The sequence below is a fragment of the bacterium SCSIO 12827 genome (assembly GCA_024397995.1).
In the GTDB taxonomy this organism is placed as follows: domain Bacteria; phylum Pseudomonadota; class Alphaproteobacteria; order Rhodospirillales; family Casp-alpha2; genus UBA1479.
Genome location: CP073746.1, coordinates 2,958,417 through 2,981,164, shown reverse-complemented (window position 1 = coordinate 2,981,164; position 22,748 = coordinate 2,958,417). Strand labels below are relative to the sequence as shown.

Here is a 22,748-nt window from a genome sequence, read left to right as displayed (position 1 = left end):
CTCAGGATTGTAGGCATTCAACATTACACCAACGTGAACGATCCGCCCACGCCGATACGATATAGTATGTATAAAATTATCTTAAAATCGACGGAAAAAATGTGACCGTTGACCACATGGCGGATAAATCGTCCTGAATCCGATTTGGGCGGGAAAGCAGTGATAAACGGGAGGCTACTTCGCCTCGACCGCGGACACTTCCAGGCGCCCCATCGCGTTCAGCAGACGGAAAGCCGCCTGCACGATTGAGACCTCCGTCAGGACGGAATCGCTCTGTGCGTTGATCAGGCGGGTTTCCCCGGACAACACATCAAGCAGCGAACGGCGGCCCGCTTCACGCTCTTCGCGGGCCAATTCAAGAAATTTGGCGGCGATTTCGACCTGCGCGGTGCGGACCTCGTGGTTTTGCCGTGCGGTCTCCAGATCCGCCCAGGCAAGGCGGATGGTCTCTTCGATCGTGCGCTGGGTGTCCGCGGCGCGGTCGATCGAGGCTTTATAATCGCTGCTGGAGGCGCTGACGGAATCAAGCGCGGTAAAGCCCAAATTGAAGGGAAAGTTGAGTTCGACCTTGGCGGCCTGGGTGTTGCGCTGGCCGATGGTGCCGTCCAGGTTGCGCTCGTGGCTGGTTTCGACGACCGCGTTCAGTTCGGGAAAGAACAAATCCTGACGGGTCCGCGTTACGCTGTCCTTGGCGATGTCGGAGGCAAGCCGCGCGTTGCGCAGCTGGAAGTTTTCCTTGAGCCCGATTTCGATGGCTTCCTCAAGGGTCCTGGGCATCAGGACTTCGGGCACGGGGGGAAGACTGAATTCGTTGATCCCCTTTGGCATGTCGCGGTACAGCGCATGATAGCGGGACAGGGCGTTGCGCAAGGTGCCCTCGGCGACCACGCGGCGCGACTGGGCTTCGGCCAGCTCGGTCTTGGCCTGCAGAACGTCGGTCGAAAACCCGGCGCCGCCTGCAACCCGGGCATCTTCAAGTTCCGTTTGTTTCTTGATGTTGTCTTCAGATTGCCGCGACAGGGTGAGGCGCCGGTTAGCGCTGTAGACCTGGATGTAGGCGACAATGCCCTCGAGGACCAGGTCCTGGCGTACCTGGTTCAGGTTGATCGCCGCCGAGTCCCGGTTCTTTTGGGAAATATCGATGTCCGTGTCGGTCTTGCCGAAATCCCACAGCAGTTGCGTGACGCTGAGCGACGTCTCGTTGAATTTTTTGGTGGTGTCCTGGGTGCCGGGATTGGCGCGCTTCTGGAAGCCGTTGTTGATATCGATTTCCAGTTCGGGGAACCAGGCACCGCGGGTTTCGCGGATGCGGCTTGTCGCGGCGTTCAGCGAATTCTTGGCGGCGTTGATCCGGTCGTGATTTTCGATCAGGTCAAGCAGGGCATCAGGCAAAGACTGAGCCCGCGCGCCGGCACTCCATGCCGACACGCCGAAGATCACCGCAAATGTGAACCCCGCCTTGAGAAGGCTGTGCAACGTCTTTCCCCAAGTGCCTTCGCCATATTTCGGCATAAACTTGCACACTCGGGGGACAATTGGAACATCTTATCGGGAGGGCCGAAGCCTGTTTCAGGCACCGCGACTGTTTTTTTGATTCATGTAAGTTTTTGAAAAGTTTGCGGAAATCATGTCGAGCCTCAATTGGTGATATTCGCGCCGTAGATGACCGTCCTGTCCTGCCCCGCCGCCCCCTCGATCCCGTGTCCGGGATCGCGCGATTCGCCATCCCAACGGCGGCGTCAACCGGGTAAGGTTTGAACAAAGGCACCCTGCGCGAGACCGCGCTGAAGATCGCCGAGGGAGGAATCATGAGCCAAAATCTTTCGAAAACCGAGGATGACCTTATTGCCGCTGCGGCCGAATTCGCGGCCCGTGACGTGCGGCCGGATGCGGCCGGGTGGGAAAAGGCACGGGCATTGCCCGCCGAAATGTTCGAGCGGGCGGCGGCCGCCGGGCTGACCTCGGCGATTTTGCCGCGCGAGGTTGGCGGCGGCGGCGTCGGGATGCTCTGTGCCGCGCGTATGGCCGAAGTCCTGGCGGCGGCCGACTTCGGCTTTGCCTTCGCGCTCAAGGTTCATGCCAACGCGGCCAACGCCGTGGCCCGGCGCGGCACCGACGAACAGCGACATCGCCTGCTGCCCGGCATGATCGACGGACAGCGCATCGGCGCGTTCTGCTTGACCGAACCAGCGGTCGGCAGTGACGCGACTGCGATCACCTGTGCCGCCGCCAAAGAAACGGGCGGCTGGACGGTGACCGGCGAGAAGGCCTGGGTGACCAACGGCGTCAACGCGGACGTCATGAGCGTTTATGTCCAGACCGACGCCGAGGCAGGATGGCGCGGCATCGCCAACGTCCTCATCGAAGGCGACTTTCCCGGCCTGTCCCGCGCCGCGCCCTATGATCTTCTCGGCGGGCATGCGGCGGGGCTCTGTGGTCTGACCTTCGAAAACTGCCGGGTTCCTGATGCCAACCAGCTGATCGCGCCCGGCGAGGGGTTCAAGGCGGCCATGGCCGGCATCAACATGGCGCGAATGTTCGTCGCCGCGCTGTGCTGCGGGATGTTGGCCGAATGCCTTGACCGGGCCTTGGCATATGGCGCCGGGCGCATGGCCTTCGGGCGGCCTATCCTGGCTAATCAGGGTTTGCAGTGGGAACTGGCCGATGTGGCCACGGACCTGGAAGCCTGTCGCCGCCTGACCGAGCACGCGGCCCGCACGTTGGATGCCGGTGAGGCCGGCATCGCGGAATGTGCGCATGCCAAGAAATTCGCGACCCGCGCCGCCGTACGGGGCATTTCCGCCTGCATGCAGGCCATGGGGGCGGCCGGGCTGCGTGCGGAGGAACCCTTCGGCCGCCATTTCGCGGCGGCGAAGATGTGCGAATTCCTGGACGGCACGACGGAAATTCAGAACGTGGTGATTTCCCGCAGCTTGCTGCGGCCCCACGGGCTTGACGCGTCCTAGACCTTGCCAGTTCGGCGTCACATATCCTCGTAGGCAACGGTTCTGTTGCGCCCGCTGCCCTTGGCTTTGTAAAGCGCTTCGTCGGCCCGCTTCAGGGCCCCCTCGATGGTGTCACTTGGGTCCCTGACCGTGGTTACGCCGATACTGACCGTCACGTTCAGGGTTCCAGAATCGATGGGGATGGCAAGTCCGCCAAGATATTCCCGCAGTCTCTCGACCGTCAGCATGGCGCCTTGCGGGTCCGTTTCCGGCAGGATCAGGGCAAATTCCTCACCGCCCATGCGACCGACGATATCAACGTTCCGCAGCCGGTCGACGCAGGCTTCCGCCAGAGCCCGCAGCACATTGTCCCCGGCGTCGTGGCCATGGGTGTCGTTGACCGACTTGAAGTGGTCGACATCCATCATTGCCATGCCGAAACTGCGGCCGCTGCGTCTGACGCGGGCGACCTCGGCCTCGCCCAATTCCATGAACCGCCGCCGGTTCCACACGCCGGTGAGAAAGTCCGTGGTGGCAAGCCGGGTCAGTTCCGCGTTGGCGGCCTTGAGGTCCCGGTGCGCCTTCTGCAGGGCGAGATGATTGCGGATGCGGGCCAGCACGATCAGGGGTGAATAGGGCTTGAGGATGTAGTCGATGGCGCCGAGCGACAACCCCTTTTCCTGGTCATTGTCTTCGGTCCGGCCGGTGACGAAGACGATGGGTATGTCGCGGGTCCGGATATCTGATTTCAAGCGGCGGCAGACTTCGTAGCCATCCATACCGGGCATGCTGACATCCAGTAGGATCAGGTCGGGGAGGTCGGATTCCGCGAGGGCGATTGCCTGCACGCCGTCGGTCGCGCTGATGATCTCACCTTCCTCGGCCAGGAGGTTGGAAAGAATCATCAGGTTCGTTTCCGCGTCATCGACGATGAGTATCTTCTGACGCTGCCGGTCCAGGTTGCCGCGGGACAAAATATCGCTTCTCTCAATTCCCGTCATCGCGCCGCCCTTTCCGCCGTGCCGTCGGTCCCAGTGTCATCCGGGTTATTCTCCTGCTTGCGGTGATGAGTTACCTTCCGCAGAGGTGCTGCTGCCCAGCGCCACGGCCAGAGAATCACGAACCTCGTCAAGAGCGCTACTCAATTCCGCCAGGCAGGCAGCGACTTCCGGCGTGCCCGGTCCGCTGCGCAACTGGTCTTCAAGTGCCCTCGATGCCTGATACACCCGTTCTGCCCGGATGTTGCCGCTGACACCTTTCAAAGTATGGGCCGTGCGGGCCGCCGTTTCCAGGTCACCGTCGGCCAACAGGGTGGCGATCTCATCCGCGATGTCCATGTATTTTTCGTGAAACGCGCCCAGTAGGCGCCGCAGGATGGCATCGTTTCCCCGCACCATGGTGCGGGCTTCGCTTAGATTGATTCCTTGGATGACGTCGGGCAAGGCATCGGGCGGTGGCGTCGGTTCCACGGCGGGGATGTCGGCCCCTGCCTCAGGCGGCGTTGCCGGCTTGGGGGCGGGCGCCGGTCGGGCGTTCCAGGACGCCAGCACCGTGTACAGGCGGTTCGGGTCAATGGGCTTGGTCAGGTGGTCGTTCATGCCGGTGGCGAGGCATTTGTCCCGCTCCGAACTCATTGCATGGGCGGTCATGGCGATGATCGGAAGGTCCTTGTGCCGGGGCTCGGCGCGAATAATCCGCGTCGCTTTGTATCCGTCCATGACGGGCATCTGCAGGTCCATGAGAACCGCATCGTAGGGCGTTGCCGACACCATTTCGACGGCGACCTGTCCGTTGCCCGCGATCTCCGCCACCACGCCGGCGTGGCCGAGGATTTCCTGCGCGACCTGCTGATTGATTTCATTGTCTTCGACCACCAGTATGCGCATGCCGACGATTTGCGCCAACGTGCGCGAGATTGAGTCAGCCGGTAAAGGATGATGCGTTGATCTGGTATCCGCCCTTGGGGCGGCGGCCAGAGCCGTGACCTCGACTGTGAACCAGAACGTACTGCCCTTCCCTTCGGCGCTTTCGACACCGATCTTGCCCCCCATCATGGTGACAAGACTGTGGCTGATCGCCAGTCCAAGGCCGGTGCCGCCGAACTGTCGGGTGGTCGATATATCGGCCTGGGTGAACGGTTGGAACAGTTTGTTGATCTGATCCTGCGACATGCCGATACCCGTATCCGTGACCTCGAACCGGAGCATCTGTTTCTCGGCAATGCCGGTGAGTGGCGCCGGCTCCCGCAGAACCTTTACGACGACGCTCCCGCTTTCGGTGAACTTGATGGCGTTTGCCGTCAGGTTGATCAGAATTTGCCCCAGCCGCAGCGGGTCGCCCTTCAGGTTCTTGGGTACGTCGGGGTCTATGTGGAAGCGAATCTCAAGCGGTTTCGCGCCGGCCCGTGCCGAGGTCATGGCGGACAAATTCTGGATGACGTCGTCCAGATTGAAGGGGACGGTTTCGATTTCCAGTTTTCCGGCTTCGATTTTGGAGAAGTCGAGGATGTCGTTGATCAGACCGAGCAGCGCATGGGACGACATGTCGACCTTGGTCAGGTAATCCTCCTGCTGTTCCGTCAGCTTGGTCTGCAACGCCAGCCCGGTCAGGCCGACGATGGCGTTGAGCGGCGTGCGAATTTCATGGCTCATGTTGGCAAGGAATGCGCTTTTCGCCTCGTTGGCTTCCTCTGCCACCAGTTTTGCCTCGAGCAGGGCTCGTTCCGCGCGTTTTTGTTGGGTGACATCGGAATACGTCGTCACGAAGCCGCGTTGATCGGGTAGGGGGTTGCCGCGGATATCAATGACCATGCCGTCCGGGCGGGTGCGCTCGAAATGATGGGCTTCGAACCTGCGCGCCAAATCCATGCGTTCCTGAACCTGCTGTTCGACGTCGCCCGGGCCGTATTCGCCGCGCTCGGCGTTGTAGCGGAAGAATTCGCTCAGGTTCGTGCCCGGCGGGAAGCGGTCCTTTGGAAATTGCAGAAGCTCCATGAACTTGGAATTGGCGGTAATGACATCCAGCTTTTCGTCGAACATGGTGATGCCCTGGTCCATGGATTCCAGGGTGGTTTCCAGGATCGCCTTCTGGTGGGCCAGTTCGCGCTCAGCCTCCTTTTGCTCAGTGATGTCGATCATGGCCGTGCCGAGTCCCGTGATGGTGCCCTCGCGGTCACGCACGGGGAATTTCGTCAGGCGGTAAATCGTGGGCTGACCGTTTGGCGTCTTGTGCAGCGCGGACTCGGCTTCAAGGATGACGATTTCGCCACTTGCGATCACCTCGCGTTCAAGCTTGGCGATTTCGCCCGCGCGGTCCCTGGGTACGAGGTCATGGACGCTCTTTCCGATCAGATCGTCAACGGTCGTGCCGTGCCATTCGGCAAAGATCGAATTGGCGCTGAGGAAGCGGCCATCCAGCCCCTTGAGCGCCAGCATGATGGGAACGTTCTCGGTGATCGCGGTCAGGCGCGCCTGTGTTTCCTCGAGAACCATCTGGGCGGTCTTCTGCTCGGTCACGTCGTCGAACACGCCGACCAGATAACCGTTATACCACTCGCCGTAACGGGCGTAGACGACGCGCCCGTCGGCCAAGGGAACTTCACTGCTGAGGTTGCCTTCGCGAACGGCGCTGACCCGTTCGACCACGGACCGGTTGCGGTGCGCGTCGCCGAAGTCACCGCGCTCGGCAAGGATGTGCGCCGTTTCCCAGGCGCTGGTGCCGATCTGCACTTGATCCGGGTCCAGGCCCCAGACTTCCGAGAACTGACGGTTGAAGGTGACGTATTGCATGTTTTCGTCGAACACGCAGAGCCCGCTCGGCATGCTGTCCAACGTCATTCGCAGGATCGCCGATTGCAGGTCGATCTGCTGCTCCGCCGTCTTGCGTTTGGTAATGTCCAGGGTCCAGGCGATCCGCGCGCGGCGCCCTTCGAAATTGATCTGCCGCCAGGTCACCAGGGACCACCATTTGGTCTTGTGGTCCAGGTGGAAACGTTCGACCTCGAAATTGTCGAGGCGGCCTTCCCGGTCGAAGATATCACGCGCTTCTTGAAGTTTTGTCGGATCGACGAAGGACCGATCAATGTCGATCTGCAGAACATTATCCAGGCTGTCAGCGCCGAGCATCGCCGCCAATCGTGGATTGCCGAACAGCCGTTCGCCCGTATCCTGGTCGACGATGGTGATGGCGATGGGGCTTTCATCGAGAATTTGTCGGAACCGTGCTTCGCTTTCAGCCAAGCGTGCTTCCGCTTGGCGGCGTTCCGAAATGTCGATCGTCGTGGTGATGACGCCGCCGACACGCCCATCGGTGTCCTTGAGTGGAACCTTGGTGCAGATCGCCTGTCGAACGGTGTCGTCCTTCATCTTCAATTCGAAGTCGAAGAACGGGATCGGATTTCCGGTTTCGACCACCTCCCGGTCCAGCTTCGACATTGCGGCCGCGTGCTCGACGCTCACTAATTCCGATGTTTTGCCTTGGACGTCCTGTTCGTTAAGGCCCAGGTATTCCTGGTGATAACGGTTGGACATCACGTAACGGCCCTGGGTGTCCTTCACGTTGATCAAGGCCGGCACGGCATCGATCACGGCCTGGAGTTCGGCGCGGCGGTTGGCCTGGGTTTCTTCAGCCCGTTTGCGTTCGGTAATGTCCGTGTACACGGCGACGATGTACCCATCGGTCCAGTCGCCGAAGCGCACGTCGATGATCCGGCCGTCTGACAGGTGTTGTTCCACGGCATTGCGGCCCTGACGCAACTGTGCCTCGCGGGCTTTGATCGTTTCTTCCGGGTTGTCGATCTTCCCAAGCGCACCTTTGTTGTATAGATGCCAGAAGGATTCGCTGCGCGTGATGCCCGGTTTCAGGAAACCCTCATCGAAGTCGTAACAATCCTGGAACTCGCGGTTGAAAGCGACAATTCGAAGATTGTCGTCAAACATGCAAAGGCCGTTGGGGATGTTGTTCAATGCCAAATGAAACTGGGTTTCCATGGCGCCGGTCATCTGTTCCACGCGATCGGTCAAGGGACGGAGCAGGAGGAACAGACCGCTCATGCCCATGATGACAAGGCCGAGAACACCAAGCCCCGCAAAGATGAGATTTTTGTTCAGTTCGCCGAATATTTCGTTGGCGTCCTGACGCAGGATCAATATCCAATCCTGCCACACGGGTAGGTGCGCGTAGGTATGCTGCGTGTCGTGGACGAAGCTGGCCTTCAGCAGTTTTTTGACGTTCAAGATCGACTTGAATATTTCCGGCGGCGCCACAGTGTTTGCGTTGACCAGGGTTTCGCCGCCGGTCATCGATAGAATTTTGCGCGCGTCGGCGGGACCAAACACCAGAAACGCCTGCCCTGTCCGGCCGATCCCGGCGTGTTCGGAGAACAGACGCAGCAGCCGCATCGTGGAAAATGTGATGATATCCGTGCCCAGTTGCCGCCCGTCCTGGGCGATGACCGGCGAGCTGACGACCAGGTAGTGTCCGCTATTCAGTGGCACCATTCCTGCGGCAATGGGATCAAGGCTGCGTTCCCAACCGTTGGGCCAGGTCGGGCGCGGTAGCTCGGCGCCGATGGCGTAGACAATGTCACCATCCAGGTTGACGCGGGTGATTCCAACGATTTCATCGGTGGAATGCATCGCCGACATGAAAACCGGCTCCGACGCGGCCTTGAATTGACGGAGATCGATGGTGCCCTCGGCCAGATCTTCCAGAAGATCTAGCGCGCGCGGGCGACTGGAAAACAGGGCTGCGACGCCTTTCGCATTTTCGATAATCTGGGTAATGGCGCTGGCTTTGGACTCTATTGTTCGGCCCAGATGCGTGATGGAAGCATCACGCAATTGACCTTGCATGGGCACCATGATGAACACAGCGGTCAGTGCCGCGATCAGTACCGCCCCGGCCACGGAATAGCGCAGCACATTGCGCTGTACTGCCTTGATGGTTCGGATGCGTTGCTGGGGCACGTTGCGTCCCGTCCCTTGAGTTTTTTCCTCTGCCCGATGACATGACGGGTTCCAAGCCCCAAGATAAAAGCAGAATTTTACCAAATATTCGATAGATCAGTGGGCTTGGTCTCAGGTATGGCGGCCGGGGTGGGCGTCATGGACGGATGATATGAATGCGGCTAGTCTCGAAGTTCGCTTGGGAACGCCTGCCGCCGAAGCCGCGAGACAGGAGAGAGGAGAATTCTATGGCCGCAATTCTTGTCATTGAAGATGACGAGTTTTTTCAGAACTTTCTCGAACTCGTTCTGTCAGGCGAGGGGCATGATGTGCGCATCGCCGTCGATGGCGAAGCCGGGTTGGCTGCGGCCAGCGCCCTGCCGCCTGATCTTATCCTGTGCGACATGAGCATGCCGAAAATGACCGGTTTCGAGGTTATCCGGGAGTTGAAAAAAATTGATGGGATCAAGGATATTCCCGTGATCGCGCTTTCCGCGCATGACACCTCGGCGGACCACGACGAAGCCTTCACCGCCGGTGCGGCGGCCTATGAAACGAAGCCGATCGAAATGGACCGCCTGATCGACAGCGTTAATAAAGCGTTGGCGGGCAGCGCCTAGGGCCAGGTATCCCGCAGCGCCGCGATCAGGCACTCCACGTCTTCTTCCGTGACATGAACATGCGGGGCCAAGCGCAGGCGCCCGCCGCGCAGGGAGGCATGCACGCCCCTGTCCGCCAGCGCCGCGATCATGCCGTCCGGCGGCGGACTGTCCTTGCCCAACGACGTGATATGGGCGACGCCTCGGCCCAAGGGCGAGGTTGAATAACCCATGTCCTGCGCGGCGGCGATGATGGTCTCCGCGATCGGCGTCAGGGTGAATTGGACCGCTTCGGGCGTCCAGCCAGCGACCTGCGCCAAGGCAGCCTCCGCCATGGGGAGCATGACCGGATTGTAGGTCTGCCCCACGTCGTAGCGGCGTGCACCTGGGGACATGTCCGGATCGTAGACCAGCGCCCCTTCGATGCTGGCTCCCGTGGCCGGATGGTTGTAGTCGTGATGTTCCAGCGGTGCTCCCTGCTGGTGCGCGGCGGCGGCGTAGAGAAACGACATGCCGTGTGGGCAGAACAACCATTTATAGGCGGCCACGACCAGGAAGTCGGGGCGCACGCGGGCGATGTCGAAGGGGGCCGCACCAATCCATTGCGTGGCGTCGATGACCAGGGCTGCGCCGAGGTCGCGGCAGCGCCCGCCCACGGCCTCCAGGTCGATCCGCGTGCCATCGATCCAATGGCAAGGCGGCAATGCTGCGATCGCCGTGTCGCCGTCCAGATGGTCGAGCACGGCCGCCGTCCAATCGGCGTCGTCCGGTCTGGGCACGGTGACCACGCGGGCCCCCGTGGCCTTAGCCTTTTGCATCCATACGAAGACGTTGGACGGGAACTGGTCCTCCAGCACCACGATTGTCTGCCCGTGCGCGACGGAAAGGTTCGCGGCCGCCGTGGCCAGGCCGTAGCTGGCCGAAGGCTGGATCGCGATGTCGTCGGCGCGGGCGCCGATCAGCCCGGCGACCAGGGCGCGGATATGTTCCGCCTGATCGTGAAGGGCCGTGGAATCCATGGTCCAGGGCTGCACCCGGGAGGCGATCCCGGCATGCCCCGCCGCCTGGGTGGCCTTCAACAACGGCGTGCGTGACGCGCAGTTGAACCAGGCGACGCCGGGCGGAATGTCGAACAGGGGCCGTTGGCCCGTCAGCATTGTTTTGCTCATGGTTTTAGTCTCCGGATTCCCGGGGGATGGTTGTGCGCACACCCGGCGGTCCGGGGACGACGCCCTGACGGCCCAGCCGGTGTTCACGATAGGCGATATAGGCGGTCGATCCTAAAATCATGGCGCCGCCGATCCACACGAACATGTCGGGCAGTTCATTGAAGAAGACGTAACCCAGTGCGGTGACCCAGATCAGGCGCACGAAATCAACCGGCCCGACGACATGGGTGTCGGCCATCTTCAGGGCCTGGGCCATGGACAACTGTGCCCCGCCACCCAGGATTCCCAGGCCGATCAGCAGCGCCCATTGCTCCGGCCCCGGCCAGGACCACACGAAGGACGCGGGCACCAGAATGATCGGCATCATGACCAGGGACATGTAGACGGTGATGGTGGCGCTGGATTCGGTGGCACTCAGGCGCTTGATGATGATCATGCATCCGCCCCAGATAAACGACGAGATGACGACCAGCATCGGCCCCAGATCAAGCGGGATGAACCCGGGGCGGAGAATCACCAGCGTCCCCGCAAAACCCAGGAAGATCGCCGTCCAGCGGCGCAGGCGCACGACCTCGCCCAGGAACAGAACCGCCAGGACCGAGGCGAAAATGGGCGCCGAGAATCCAAGCGCCGTGACCTGGGCCAGGGGGGCGATGGACAGCGCGAAGAAATAACACAACATGGCCGCCGAATTGAGCACGCCGCGCAGGGTCAAGAGGCCCAGGCGCTTGGTCTTCAACGGCATCAACCCGTCCTTAATGAAGAACGGGATGATCGGCAGCATTCCGAACAGCAGGCGGAAAAAAGCCGTTTCGAAGGGATGGATGCCGGTCGCCGCGACTTTTTTGATGACCGCATGCATACCGGCGAAGCACAAGCTGGCCAGAACCATCCACAGAATTCCCCGGACGGCGTCAGTGCGTCCCTTGGCGGGGACGGGGGAATCCGGGGCTACGGTCATTAGGCGGGCTTTCGGTCTGGGGCCGGCTATCCGCTGCTGGCGGGGCGATAAGGGCCGTGAAACGGCGAGTCGGCGGCGGATTATTGTATACAACGCCCATCTATACAGGCTTCATCCGGGGGGATAAAGCGCGCCTGGCGGGAAAGCGGTCCGGTTGCGGTTGACAGGGCTGGGTGGTTTGGGTAGTTTCCGCCGCTTCCGGCCTGACCGGACCCGAATTCCGCCCTTTCGAGTGGCCCGCATACGGAGCTTGAGACCGATGAAAGTTTTGAATTCCCTGAAGTCCGCGAAGACGCGCGATAAGAATTGCCGCGTCGTACGCCGCAAGGGCCGCGTTTTCGTTATCAATAAAAAGAATCCGCGTTTCAAAGCCCGCCAAGGATAAGGCGGGTAAGGGAGCGCCCCAAAGGTGCTCTTGGAATCCTATCCAGCCGCGCTTACCTGAGCAATCAGGGGCGCGGTTTTTTGTTGCGCTTTTTATTAGCTAAGACTGAAAAATGCCCATGACCACCGACAAAGTCGCCGCCCATTACACCCACGGAACCCTGATGGATGCGATCCTGGCCAAGCTGGCCGAGGCGGGGATCGCCCTGGACGGTCTGACCGCCCAGGATCTCGCGCCGATGGACCATCTGCACGGGCGCGGGCGCGAGGCGACGGATGAAATGATCGAGCGCCTGCGTCCCCAGCCAGGCCAGCACGTCATCGATATCGGCTGCGGCGTGGGCGGGCCGGCGCGCTATCTTGCCGCTACGGCGGGCGTTCGGGTCAGCGGCATCGACCTGACCCCGGAATTCATTGCCGTCGCGGCGGAACTTGCGACGATGACCGGGCTGTCCGACAAGGCCGACTTCCAGGTCGGCGACGCGCTCAACCTGCCGTTCGCGGACGCCGCCTTCGATGCCGGCTATACCCAGAACGTATCCATGAGTGTGCCTGACAAGGCGCGCTTCTTCGCCGAGGCCGCGCGCGTTCTGAAGCCCGGGGCCCGCTTCGTCGCCGGCGAGGTCGCGCAAGGGCCCGGCGGCGACGTGCTCTACCCCGTGCCCTGGGCCATGACGGACGAGATCAGCCATCTGACGACGCCCGAGGAAACGGCGGCGATTTTGGAGGATGCGGGATTCCGGGTCGAGGCGATTCACGATTCCACGGATCAGGCGATGGCCTACAACCAGGCGGCCCGCACGCGGGCCAAGGAGCAGGGGGCGCCGATCCTCAACCCGTTGGTGATCCTGCGCGAGAACGCCATGGAACGCATGCGCAATTCAGCCCGCAATGTGGCGCAGGGCCGCGCGATCCCGGTGGAGTTCGTCTGCATTCGGCCTTGACTTTTCGGCCCTGGCGCACGACCTTTTTGAAAATCATTCCGTATCGTGAAATTGCGTACCGTTGCGCGTGACGCGCTGCGGGGTGTCACGAACCAAAAAACGCAGGGAAGAAAACATGGCCGATACCGCAACGCCCCGTCCGCGGACCCGGGGCCGCACCCGCACACGGTCGCGCGAGGATACCGGGGGACAGGTTCAGTCCCTCGCCCGCGCCATTTCCATTCTCAAGGCCCTGGCCCGGTCCGACGACGGTATGACGTTGACCGACGTGGCGCTGACCGTCGTCCTGCCGCCGTCGACCACGCACCGCCTGCTGACCACCATGCAGCACGACCGCATCGTGCGTTTCGATCAGGCGACGGCGTTGTGGCATGTCGGGGTCGAGGCCTTCGTGATCGGCAATGCCTTCATCCGGTCGCGTGATCTGGTCGTCATGGCGCGGCCGATCATGCGCCGGCTGATGGAAGAAACGGGCGAGACTGTGAAGCTGGGAATTCAGGACGACGGCGAGGTCATCTATCTGGCCCAGGTCGAAAGCCGCGAGACCATGCGCGCCTACCGCGCCCCCGGCACCCGCGTGCCCATGCATTGTTCCGGCGTGGGCAAGGCGCTGCTCGCCAATCAGTCCGAGGAAGAGGTCAACCGCATCCTGCAGCGCCACGGCCTGTCCAAGGTCACGGACAAGACCCTGGCCACGCCCGTGCGCTTCCGCGACGCGCTCGGCCAGATCCGCCGCCAGGGATATGCCCTCGATGACGAGGAGCATGCCATCGGCCTGCGCTGCATCGCCGCCGCCGTGTTCAACGAGCACGATGAGCCGATCGCCGCGATCTCCGTTTCCGGCCCCTCGGCGCGTATTTCCGACGAGAAGATCGCCAGCCTGGCCAGTCTCGTGACCCGCGCCGCCAAGGCCATCGCCAGCGAGCTCGGCAGCCGCGAACCCTGATCCGCCACGTTCGGCGACCTATCCATTAATGAGACTTCGCTGCGGTGCCTAGGCCCCGGCGGCAGGTGTTTGCGTGGTCCTAGGAATTGGTATTTTTCCAAAATTGCATATTATATAACTAATTGATCAATAATGTAAAAATTGCCAATTATCGAAATACGGAATAATTTCCAAAATGGTTGCCGCGCGTCCGGCCGGCTGTCACCCTTAACGCCAGTTCTTGATAGGGAGATGACAGCCATGGCGCGCATGACGGCAGCGGAAGCAGCGGTCCGGGTTCTTGAGAAAGAGGGCGTTCACGCCGCTTTCGGCGTCCCCGGGGCGGCCATCAATCCGTTCTACGCGGCGATGAAAAAGCGCGGTTCCATCGACCACGTGCTGGCCCGCCACGTCGAAGGGGCAAGCCATATGGCCGAGGGCTATACCCGGGCCAAGGCCGGTAATATCGGGGTCTGTATCGGCACCTCGGGCCCGGCGGGCACGGACATGATCACCGGCCTGTATTCCGCCCAGGCGGACAGCATCCCGATCCTCTGCATCACCGGGCAGGCGCCCCGCGACAAGCTGTACAAGGAAGATTTCCAGGCGGTCGATATCGAATCCATCGCCAAGCCGGTGACCAAATGGGCGGTCACCGTGCGTGAACCGGCCCTGGTGCCCCGCGTGTTCCAGAAGGCGTTTCATCTGATGCGCTCGTCCCGCCCGGGTCCGGTGCTGATCGACATGCCGATCGACGTGCAACTGGCGGAAATCGAATTCGACGCCGACATGTATGAGCCGCTCCCGGCATTCAAGCCCAAGGCCTCGCGCCGCCAGATCGACCGCGCCATGGCCATGCTGGCCGGTGCCGAACGCCCGATGATCGTGGCCGGCGGCGGCATCATCAACGCCGACGCCCAGGACCTTTTGGTCGAATTCGCGGAACTGACCGGCATCCCGGTGATCCCGACCCTGATGGGCTGGGGTGCGATCGCCGATGACCATCCCCTGATGGCCGGCATGGTCGGGCTGCAGACCGCGCATCGCTACGGCAACAAGTCCTTCCTGCGGTCCGACTTCGTGCTTGGTATCGGCAACCGCTGGGCCAATCGGCATACGGGGTCTGTCGATGTCTACACCAAGGGCCGCACCTTCGTGCATGTGGATATCGAACCGACCCAGATCGGCCGCGTGTTCGAACCCGACTACGGCATCGTGTCCGATGCTGGGGCGGCGCTTGCCCTGTTCGTGCAGGCGGCGCGCGAGATGAAGGAAGACGGCAGCCTGCCGGACTGGTCCGGCTGGGCCGACGAATGCGCCCACCGCAAGGAAGTGATGCAGCGTAAATCCCATTTCGACGCGGTGCCGTTGAAGCCACAGCGCGTTTACCAGGAAATGAAGGAGGCCTTCGGCCGCGACGTCTGCTACGTCACCACCATTGGCCTCAGCCAGATCGCCGCCGCGCAGTTCCTCAACGTCTATGGGGCGCGCAACTGGATCAACTGCGGCCAGGCCGGGCCCTTGGGCTGGACCCTGCCGGCCGCGCTGGGGGCCCGCAAGGCCTGCCCGGATAAGGAAATCGTCGCGGTTTCCGGCGACTACGACTTCCAGTTCCTGATCGAGGAACTGGCCGTCGGCGCCCAGTTCAACCTGCCCTACATCCATGTGGTGCTGAACAATTCCTACCTGGGCTTGATCCGCCAGGCGCAGCGCGGGTTCGACATGGACTACAACGTCCAATTGTCGTTCGAAAACGTCAACGCGCCGGACCTGGGCGATTACGGTGTCGACCATGTTGCCGTGGCCGAGGGCCTGGGCTGCAAGGCGATCCGCGTGCGCAGCCCCAACGAGTTCAAGGAAGCCTTTGCCCAAGCCCAGGCCTTGATGAAGGAACATCAGGTGCCCGTGGTTCTGGAATTCATCCTGGAACGCGTCACCAACGTCGCCATGGGCATGGAGATCGACGCCGTCAACGAGTTCGAGGAAATCCTTTGCCTCGATCCATCCCTGGATACGGACGGCCTGCCTGATCCCAAGTCGGGCAAGGAAAAGAAGCGGGACATGATTCCCGCCGAATGAGGTCCCTGCGAGGAGGGCGGGAGGCGCCTTTGACCGGAACCCACTTCCGGTTGCCTCCCGCCCGACCTCGCCGCTACCCTCGCCGCCAATGATCACACCATCGCAGGAGACACCCCCATGCCCCGTTTCAACGCCAACATCACCATGCTGTTCCAGGATCTGGATTTCATGGACCGTTTTCAGGCCGCCGCCAAGGCCGGGTTCAAGGGCGTGGAATACCTGTTCCCCTATGACTACAAGGCGGATGATCTGGTCGACGCGTTGAAATCCAACGGCCTGACCCAGGTGCTGCACAACCTGCCGGCCGGCGATTGGGCCAAGGGGGAGCGGGGCCTGGCCAGCCTGCCCGACCGGAAAAGCGAATTTCAGGACAGCGTGGGCCTGGCCATCGAGTACGCAACGGCGCTGGGCTGTCCCCAGGTCAATTGCCTGGCCGGCATTCCCGGCGACGGCGTGGCCCCGGAAAAGGCCTTCGAGACCTTCGTCGAGAACCTTGAATTCGCGGCCCCCCGGTTTGATGACGCGGGCATCAAGCTTCTGGTCGAGGCGATCAACACCCGCGACATTCCGGGTTTCTTCCTCAACACCTCGGCCCAGACGGAACGGGTGCTGGCGGCCGTCGGCCACGACAACCTGTATTTCCAATACGACGCCTATCACATGCAGATCATGGAAGGTGATTTGTGCCGCACGGTCGAACGCCTGCTGCCGCGCATTCCCCATATCCAGATCGCCGACAACCCGGGCCGCCACGAGCCGGGCACCGGCGAAATCAACTATCCGCACTTCTTCGCCCACTTGGACGCCATCGGCTACAAAGGTTGGGTCGGCTGCGAATACATCCCCGCGACCACGACGGTCGAAGGCCTGGGTTGGCTACGTGCCGCCGAGGCGTCGAGCAAGGCCGCCTGATTCCAGCAGCGGTCTTTTCCCGGCTGGCGGAAAAATCCCGGTTGCCCCATTGGTTTTTGCCGCAATCGCGGTAAAACGTCTGCAACCATTTATCTTGCGTAAAATCAATCCACCCAGGAGGGGACATCAACCATGGCTACCATCGGATTCATCGGTCTCGGCATCATGGGCGCACCCATGGCCGTCCATTTGCAGAAAGCCGGACATAAGATCGTCGCGCTCAAGCGCAAGAAACCCATGCCGAAGGATCTTGCCAAGGGCGGCGCCGTGTTCGCCGCGACGCCCAAGGACGTGGCCGCCAAGTCCGAAGTCATCATCACCATGGTGCCCGACACGCCCCAGGTCGAAGAAGTCCTGTTCGGCGCGAACGGTGTGGCGTCGGCCAACCTGAAGGGCAAGCTGGTCATCGACATGTCCTCCATCGCCCCCTTGGCGACCAAGGAATTCGCCAAGAAGATCAAAAAGGCGGGGGCCGGTTGGGTCGACGCGCCCGTGTCCGGCGGTGAAGTGGGGGCCAAGAACGCGGCCTTGACCATCATGTGCGGCGGCACCAAGAAGGATTTCGACCGCGCCTTGCCGCTGTTCGAACTGATGGGCAAGAACATCACCCTGGTCGGCGGCGCCGGCGACGGACAGACCTGCAAGGTTGCCAACCAGATCATCGTGGCGCTGAACATCGAGGCCGTGTCCGAAGCCCTGCTGTTTGCATCCAAGGCCGGGGCCGATCCCGCCAAGGTGCGTGAAGCCCTGATGGGCGGTTTTGCCAATTCGAAGATCCTCGAAGTCCATGCGGAACGCATGATCAAGCGCACCTTCAAGCCGGGCTTCCGCATCGAGCTGCACCAGAAGGACCTGAACCTGGCCCTGTCCGGGGCCAAGGACATGGGCATCTCCCTGCCCAACACGGCGACGGCGCAGGAGCTGTTCAATTCCTGCAAGGCCCACGGCGGGGCCGGCTGGGACCATTCGGCGATGGTGCGGGCACTCGAGATCATGGCCAAGCACGAGGTCAAATAATCCCGCTCCGCCGCCCCTGTTGCCGGGGCAGGCAAAAGACTTACAATGCGGAAAGCCGGCGTCCGAAAAGGGCGCCGGTCATTGGAGCGTTCAACCATGCTAATGCCGAAACCGGATCAAGGCGTCATCGACCGGCGGGCCGAGATCATCGCCGCCATGCGCGCCATCGTGCCCGGGGAGGGCGTGATTGCCGACGATGCCATGCTCAAGGCCTTCGAATGCGACGGCCTGATGGCGTATCGGCAGCTGCCGCTGATCGTCGTGCTGCCGGAAACCACGGCCCAGGTCTCGGAAATCCTCAAATATTGCCATGACAACGGCGTGAAGATCGTGCCGCGCGGGGCGGGCACGGGCCTGTCCGGCGGGGCCTTGCCGCTGGCCGACGCCATTACCTTGGGATTGTCCAAGTTCAACCGTGTTCTGGACATCGACTATGCCAACCGCTGCGCCGTGGTGCAGCCGGGGGTCACCAACCTGGGCGTCACCAAGGCGGTGGAAGGCGACGGCTTCTATTACGCGCCCGACCCGTCGTCGCAGATCGCGTGTTCCATCGGCGGCAACATCGCCGAGAATTCCGGCGGCGTGCATTGCCTGAAATACGGCCTGACGACCAACAACGTGCTGGGCGTGGAAATGGTGCTGATGGACGGCACGGTCCTGCGCCTGGGCGGCAAGCACCTGGACCCGGGCGGATACGATCTGCTCGGCGTGCTCACGGGTTCCGAAGGGCTGCTCGGCGTCATCACCGAGGTCACCGTGCGGATCCTGAAAAAGCCCGAGACGGCGCGGGCCGTGTTGCTCGGTTTCAATTCCTCGGAAGAAGGGGGCGACTGTGTCGCCGCCATCATCAACGCCGGGATCATTCCGGGCGGGATCGAGATGATGGACAAACCGGCCATCCACGCGACGGAGGAATTCGTCCACGCGGGCTATCCCATGGATGTCGAGGCACTGCTGATCGTCGAACTGGACGGCCCCAAGGTCGAGGTCGATTACCTGATCGAACGGGTCGGCGAGATCGCGACGGGGCAGGGGGCGATCTATTCCCGCATCAGCGAGAGCGAGGAAGAACGCGCGGCCTTCTGGTCCGGGCGAAAGAATGCGTTCCCGGCCGTCGGGCGCATCTCGCCGGATTATCTCTGCATGGACGGCACCATTCCCCGGAAAAAGCTCGGTCTGGTTCTGCAGCGCATGACGGAGATGTCCGACAAATACGGCCTGCGCGTCGCCAACGTGTTCCATGCCGGTGACGGCAACCTGCATCCCCTCATCATGTTCGACGCCAACCAGCCGGGTGAGTTGGACCGGGCCGAGGAATTCGGCGCCGATATCCTGAAACTCTGTGTCGAGGTCGGCGGCGTGCTGTCCGGCGAACACGGCATCGGCGTGGAAAAGCGCGACCTGATGGGCGAGATGTTTACGGAAGACGACCTGAAGCAGCAGCAGCGGGTCAAATGCGCCTTCGACCCGGACCATCATCTCAACCCGGGCAAGGTCTACCCGACCCTTCACCGCTGCGCCGAACTGGGCCGCATGCATATCTCGCGCGGCCAGGTGCCGTTCCCCGACATTCCCCGATTCTGATCCACCGACCATGACCGAAATTCTCAAGCCGGATACCGCCGACCAGGTTCTCGACGCCGTCAAATGGGCGGTTTCTGAGGCCACGCCGCTGGACGTGCGCGGCACGGGCAGCAAGGCCGGGTTCGGCCGCCCCGTGCAGGCGGGCCGGGTGCTGGATCTGTCGAACCTCGCCGGCATCACCGATTACGATCCGGGCGAACTGGTGCTGACCGCCGGACCTGCGACGCCGATGACCGAGATCGAGCAGGCCTTGGCTGAGACCAACCAGGAACTGGCGTTCGAGCCCATGGACATGAGTGTTCTTTACGGCACGGACGCGGGTGCCGGCACCCTGGGCGGCGTCATCGCCGCCAACCTGTCCGGCCCCCGGCGGATCAAGACGGGGGCGGCGCGCGATCATTTCCTGGGCTTCCAGGCCGTGTCCGGCCGGGGCGAGGTGTTCAAGTCCGGCGGCAAGGTGATGAAGAACGTCACCGGCTTCGATCTCTCGAAACTGATGGCCGGCTCCTTCGGCACCCTGGCCGTCATGACGCAGGTTTCCGTGAAGGTGCTGCCGCGCCCGGAAAAGACGCGCACGATTCTGCTCATGGGGGCCGACGATACCCATGCGGTCGCGGCGCTGTGCGATGCCCTGGGCTCCAGCCATGAGGTCGCCGGCGCGGCCCATCTGCCGGCCTCCGTCGCCGCGCGCTCCGCCGTCGGCTATGTGTCCGGTGCGGGGACCTCTGTCACCGCCGTGCGCGTCGAAGGGCCGGGGCCCAGCGTCGAACACCGCTGCAATTCCCTGCGCGACCTGTTCGCCCCCTTCGGCGCGGTCGAGGAACTGCATTCCCATAACTCCGCCGCCTTCTGGCGCGAGGTGCGCGACGCGGCCCCCTTCACCGGTGATTGGCAAGACCATCAGGTCTGGCGCGTCAGCGTGTCGCCGACGGCGGGTCCGACGGTGGGCCAGCACCTGCGCGCGCGCCTGGGCGGCGAGGTCTATTACGATTGGGGCGGCGGGCTGATCTGGTTCGCCCTCGACGCCCGCAGCGACGCCGGCGCGGCGGACATCCGCCGGGTCATTCGGGACTGCGGCGGCCATGCGACCCTGGTCCGTGCCGCCGCCGACGTGCGTCAGGCCGCCCCGGTGTTTCAGCCGCAGCCGGGCCCGCTGGCCGATCTTTCAAAACGGGTGAAGGAGGCCTTCGACCCCGAGGGCATTCTCAACCCCGGCCGCATGACGGCGGGCGTGTAAGGGCAGGGACGGAACGACGATGCAAACCACCTTCACCCTGGCCCAGATGGCCGACCCGCACATCGCCCAGGCCAACGACATCCTGCGTAAATGCGTGCATTGCGGGTTCTGCACGGCGACCTGCCCGACCTATGTCCTGCTGGGCAACGAGTTGGACAGCCCGCGCGGGCGCATCTATCTGATCAAGGGACTGCTGGAGGAAGGGGCCAAGCCGACCGAACAGCATGTCACCCATATCGACCGCTGCCTGACCTGCCTCAGCTGTATGACGACCTGTCCGGCCAGCGTCGATTACATGCACTTGGTCGACGACGCGCGGGCCAAGATCGAACGCGAATACAAACGCCCCTTCATGGATCGGCTGCTCCGGGGCCTGCTGCCCCTGGTTCTGCCCTATCCGGACCGCTTCCGCGTGATGCTGTTGGGTGCCTGGCTGGCGCGGCCGTTGGCGCGGATCATGCCGGGGCGGCTCGGCGCCATGCTGGGCCTGGCGCCCAAGCGCATTCACGCGCCGACGGATTTGGACCGGCCCCAGGTGATCAAGGCCGAAGGCGTGATGAAAAAGCGCGTGGCGCTGATGACGGGCTGCGCCCAGAAGGTTTTGAACCCGGCGATCAACGAGGCCACCGTGCGGTTGCTGACCCGCCACGGCTGTGAGGTCGTGATCGCCGACGGGCAAGGCTGCTGTGGGGCGCTGGTCCATCACATGGGCAAGGAAGACCAAAGCCACGCCCAGGCCAAGGCCAATATCGAGGCCTGGGAACGCGCCGAGGCCGCCCATGGCACCATCGACGCTATTGTCATCAACGCATCCGGCTGCGGCACCACGGTGAAGGATTACGGCTGGATGTTGCGCCGCGACGACGCCATGGCGTCCCGCGCCAAGGCCATGTCGGACAAGACCAAGGACATCACCGAAGTGATGATGGACCTGGGCCTGAATGCGGCCGCGATTGACGGGGACAAGCCCGTGGTCGCCTATCATTCGGCCTGTTCCATGCAGCACGGCCAGAAGCTGACCAAGCCGCCCAAGGACCTTTTGGCCCAGGCCGGGTTCGAGGTACGGGAACCGGCGGAAAGTCATCTCTGCTGTGGCTCCGCCGGGACCTACAACATGATGCAGCCGGAAATCTCCGGCCGCCTCAAGGACCGCAAGGCCGCCAACATGAAACGCACGGGCGCCCAGGTCATGGCCACCGGCAACATCGGCTGCATGGTTCAGCTCGAAGACGCCGTCGGCATGCCGGTGGTCCATACGGTCGAACTGCTTGATTGGGCGACCGGTGGGCCGAAACCGGCGGGACTAAAATAGGACTCAACGGCAAAAGTCGCACTCAGTGCATATTTAGTCGCGATCTTCCTGGTTTTTGTGGTATGCTTGCCGCATCGCCGCCGCGAAACGGGTCGCGGGGCCTGCAACGCAGGAAGGAGCCGTCGCATGACATCGATCACGCGGATCCTCGGGCGGGCGGTGCTTTTCGGAAGCCTCGCCCTGGTCCTCACCCTCCGTCCCGCCGCCGACGCGCGGGCGAATTCCACCCTCGACTGGCTGTCCGGCGAACCGGTGACGCTCATGGATCTGGGCATCATCCGGCTCAAGCAGGATTTGCTTCAGGTCGGCCAGCGGCTTTTGGAAATCGGCTTCCTGCCCGTGGCGCCGACCACGGGGGCCTATTTTGACTGGCGGGACAAGAAGATCACCGTGTTCCTGACGGCGCGCGAACGCTTCGCCCAGCCGTCCGAAGGCATGTGCCTGGAACTGTTTTCGCGGGTCGCCAAGGGCTTGGCGTCGCGCAGCCGCGGTCATCAGGGCGATCCGGGCTGGTATCTGGAGGAAATCTTCACCCATGACGGCTGGGGTAATTTTACCCGCCCGCCGCGGATGCGCGAAGAGCTTTTGAAAACCGTGCAGTTGGAAGTCACCCTGCTGCCGCCCCGTCCCATGGGGCCGGAGCGCACGCTGCATTGTTCGGGCGGGCTCGACACGGAACCGCACGAGGTTTCGGTCACCATCTCCTGACGGGTGTGTGATCGGCGGGCCCTTGGC

At 62.6% G+C, this 22,748-nt stretch carries 17 protein-coding genes; 12 read left to right on the top strand and 5 right to left on the bottom strand.

Annotation, left to right across the window (positions count from 1 at the left end):
* Positions 1-174 precede the first annotated feature (174 nt).
* Positions 175-1,476: a TolC family protein gene (locus tag KFF05_14005; GenBank protein ID UTW51029.1), complete on the bottom strand. Its 1,302-nt coding sequence runs from the start codon at positions 1,474-1,476 to the stop codon at positions 175-177.
* A gap of 332 nt (positions 1,477-1,808) precedes the next feature.
* On the opposite strand from KFF05_14005, the gene KFF05_14000 reads away from it, so the two are divergent.
* Positions 1,809-2,966 (top strand): acyl-CoA dehydrogenase family protein, encoded by a 1,158-nt coding sequence (locus KFF05_14000; GenBank protein ID UTW51028.1) that lies wholly within the window; start codon positions 1,809-1,811, stop codon positions 2,964-2,966.
* Positions 2,967-2,983: 17 nt separating this feature from the next.
* On the opposite strand, the gene KFF05_13995 is transcribed toward KFF05_14000, so the two are convergent.
* Together KFF05_13995 and KFF05_13990 are read right to left on the bottom strand one after the other, a co-directional pair.
* A complete protein-coding gene (locus KFF05_13995; GenBank protein ID UTW51027.1) occupies positions 2,984-3,946 on the bottom strand; it encodes a diguanylate cyclase in 963 nt (320 codons plus the stop codon).
* 45 nt (positions 3,947-3,991) lie between these two features.
* On the bottom strand, positions 3,992-8,911 hold the full coding sequence (locus KFF05_13990; protein UTW51026.1) for a PAS-domain containing protein: 4,920 nt from the start codon (positions 8,909-8,911) through the stop codon (positions 3,992-3,994).
* A 155-nt stretch (positions 8,912-9,066) separates the two neighbouring features.
* On the opposite strand from KFF05_13990, the gene KFF05_13985 reads away from it, so the two are divergent.
* Positions 9,067-9,510 carry a response regulator gene (locus KFF05_13985; GenBank protein ID UTW51025.1) on the top strand — a complete coding sequence of 148 codons (444 nt, stop codon included), beginning with the start codon at positions 9,067-9,069 and terminating at the stop codon, positions 9,508-9,510.
* Here KFF05_13985 and KFF05_13980 read toward each other — a convergent pair.
* Both KFF05_13980 and KFF05_13975 read right to left on the bottom strand, forming a co-directional pair.
* On the bottom strand, positions 9,507-10,658 hold the full coding sequence (locus KFF05_13980) for an aminotransferase class V-fold PLP-dependent enzyme (protein UTW51024.1): 1,152 nt from the start codon (positions 10,656-10,658) through the stop codon (positions 9,507-9,509). The two genes, KFF05_13985 and KFF05_13980, sit on opposite strands and share 4 nt — an antisense overlap.
* Before the next feature lie 4 nt (positions 10,659-10,662).
* Complete coding sequence (locus KFF05_13975; protein UTW51023.1) at positions 10,663-11,550, bottom strand: DMT family transporter; 888 nt, start codon at positions 11,548-11,550, stop codon at positions 10,663-10,665.
* A 328-nt stretch (positions 11,551-11,878) separates the two neighbouring features.
* Here KFF05_13975 and ykgO point away from each other — a divergent pair, with 328 nt between their 5' ends.
* The 10 genes from ykgO (at position 11,879) to KFF05_13925 (ending at position 22,721) form a co-directional block, all read left to right on the top strand.
* The gene (gene ykgO, locus KFF05_13970) at positions 11,879-12,004 is read left to right on the top strand and encodes a type B 50S ribosomal protein L36 (protein ID UTW51022.1); all 126 of its coding nucleotides are present in this window, start codon (positions 11,879-11,881) and stop codon (positions 12,002-12,004) included.
* 118 nt (positions 12,005-12,122) lie between these two features.
* Positions 12,123-12,947, top strand: coding sequence for a methyltransferase domain-containing protein (locus KFF05_13965; protein UTW51021.1), 825 nt, complete (start codon positions 12,123-12,125; stop codon positions 12,945-12,947).
* A 115-nt stretch (positions 12,948-13,062) separates the two neighbouring features.
* On the top strand, positions 13,063-13,893 hold the full coding sequence (locus tag KFF05_13960) for a helix-turn-helix domain-containing protein (GenBank protein UTW51020.1): 831 nt from the start codon (positions 13,063-13,065) through the stop codon (positions 13,891-13,893).
* Positions 13,894-14,133: 240 nt separating this feature from the next.
* Positions 14,134-15,951 carry a glyoxylate carboligase gene (gcl, locus tag KFF05_13955; GenBank protein UTW51019.1) on the top strand — a complete coding sequence of 606 codons (1,818 nt, stop codon included), beginning with the start codon at positions 14,134-14,136 and terminating at the stop codon, positions 15,949-15,951.
* Between the two features lie 117 nt (positions 15,952-16,068).
* Positions 16,069-16,863 carry a hydroxypyruvate isomerase gene (gene hyi, locus KFF05_13950; GenBank protein ID UTW51018.1) on the top strand — a complete coding sequence of 265 codons (795 nt, stop codon included), beginning with the start codon at positions 16,069-16,071 and terminating at the stop codon, positions 16,861-16,863.
* Positions 16,864-16,995: 132 nt separating this feature from the next.
* Positions 16,996-17,880: a 2-hydroxy-3-oxopropionate reductase gene (locus KFF05_13945; protein UTW51017.1), complete on the top strand. Its 885-nt coding sequence runs from the start codon at positions 16,996-16,998 to the stop codon at positions 17,878-17,880.
* A 96-nt stretch (positions 17,881-17,976) separates the two neighbouring features.
* Complete coding sequence (locus KFF05_13940) at positions 17,977-19,464, top strand: FAD-binding protein (GenBank protein ID UTW51016.1); 1,488 nt, start codon at positions 17,977-17,979, stop codon at positions 19,462-19,464.
* 10 nt (positions 19,465-19,474) lie between these two features.
* A complete protein-coding gene (glcE, locus tag KFF05_13935; protein UTW51015.1) occupies positions 19,475-20,701 on the top strand; it encodes a glycolate oxidase subunit GlcE in 1,227 nt (408 codons plus the stop codon).
* A 19-nt stretch (positions 20,702-20,720) separates the two neighbouring features.
* Positions 20,721-22,013 (top strand): glycolate oxidase subunit GlcF, encoded by a 1,293-nt coding sequence (glcF, locus tag KFF05_13930; protein ID UTW51014.1) that lies wholly within the window; start codon positions 20,721-20,723, stop codon positions 22,011-22,013.
* A 126-nt stretch (positions 22,014-22,139) separates the two neighbouring features.
* The gene (locus tag KFF05_13925) at positions 22,140-22,721 is read left to right on the top strand and encodes a hypothetical protein (protein UTW51013.1); all 582 of its coding nucleotides are present in this window, start codon (positions 22,140-22,142) and stop codon (positions 22,719-22,721) included.
* Positions 22,722-22,748 lie beyond the last annotated feature (27 nt).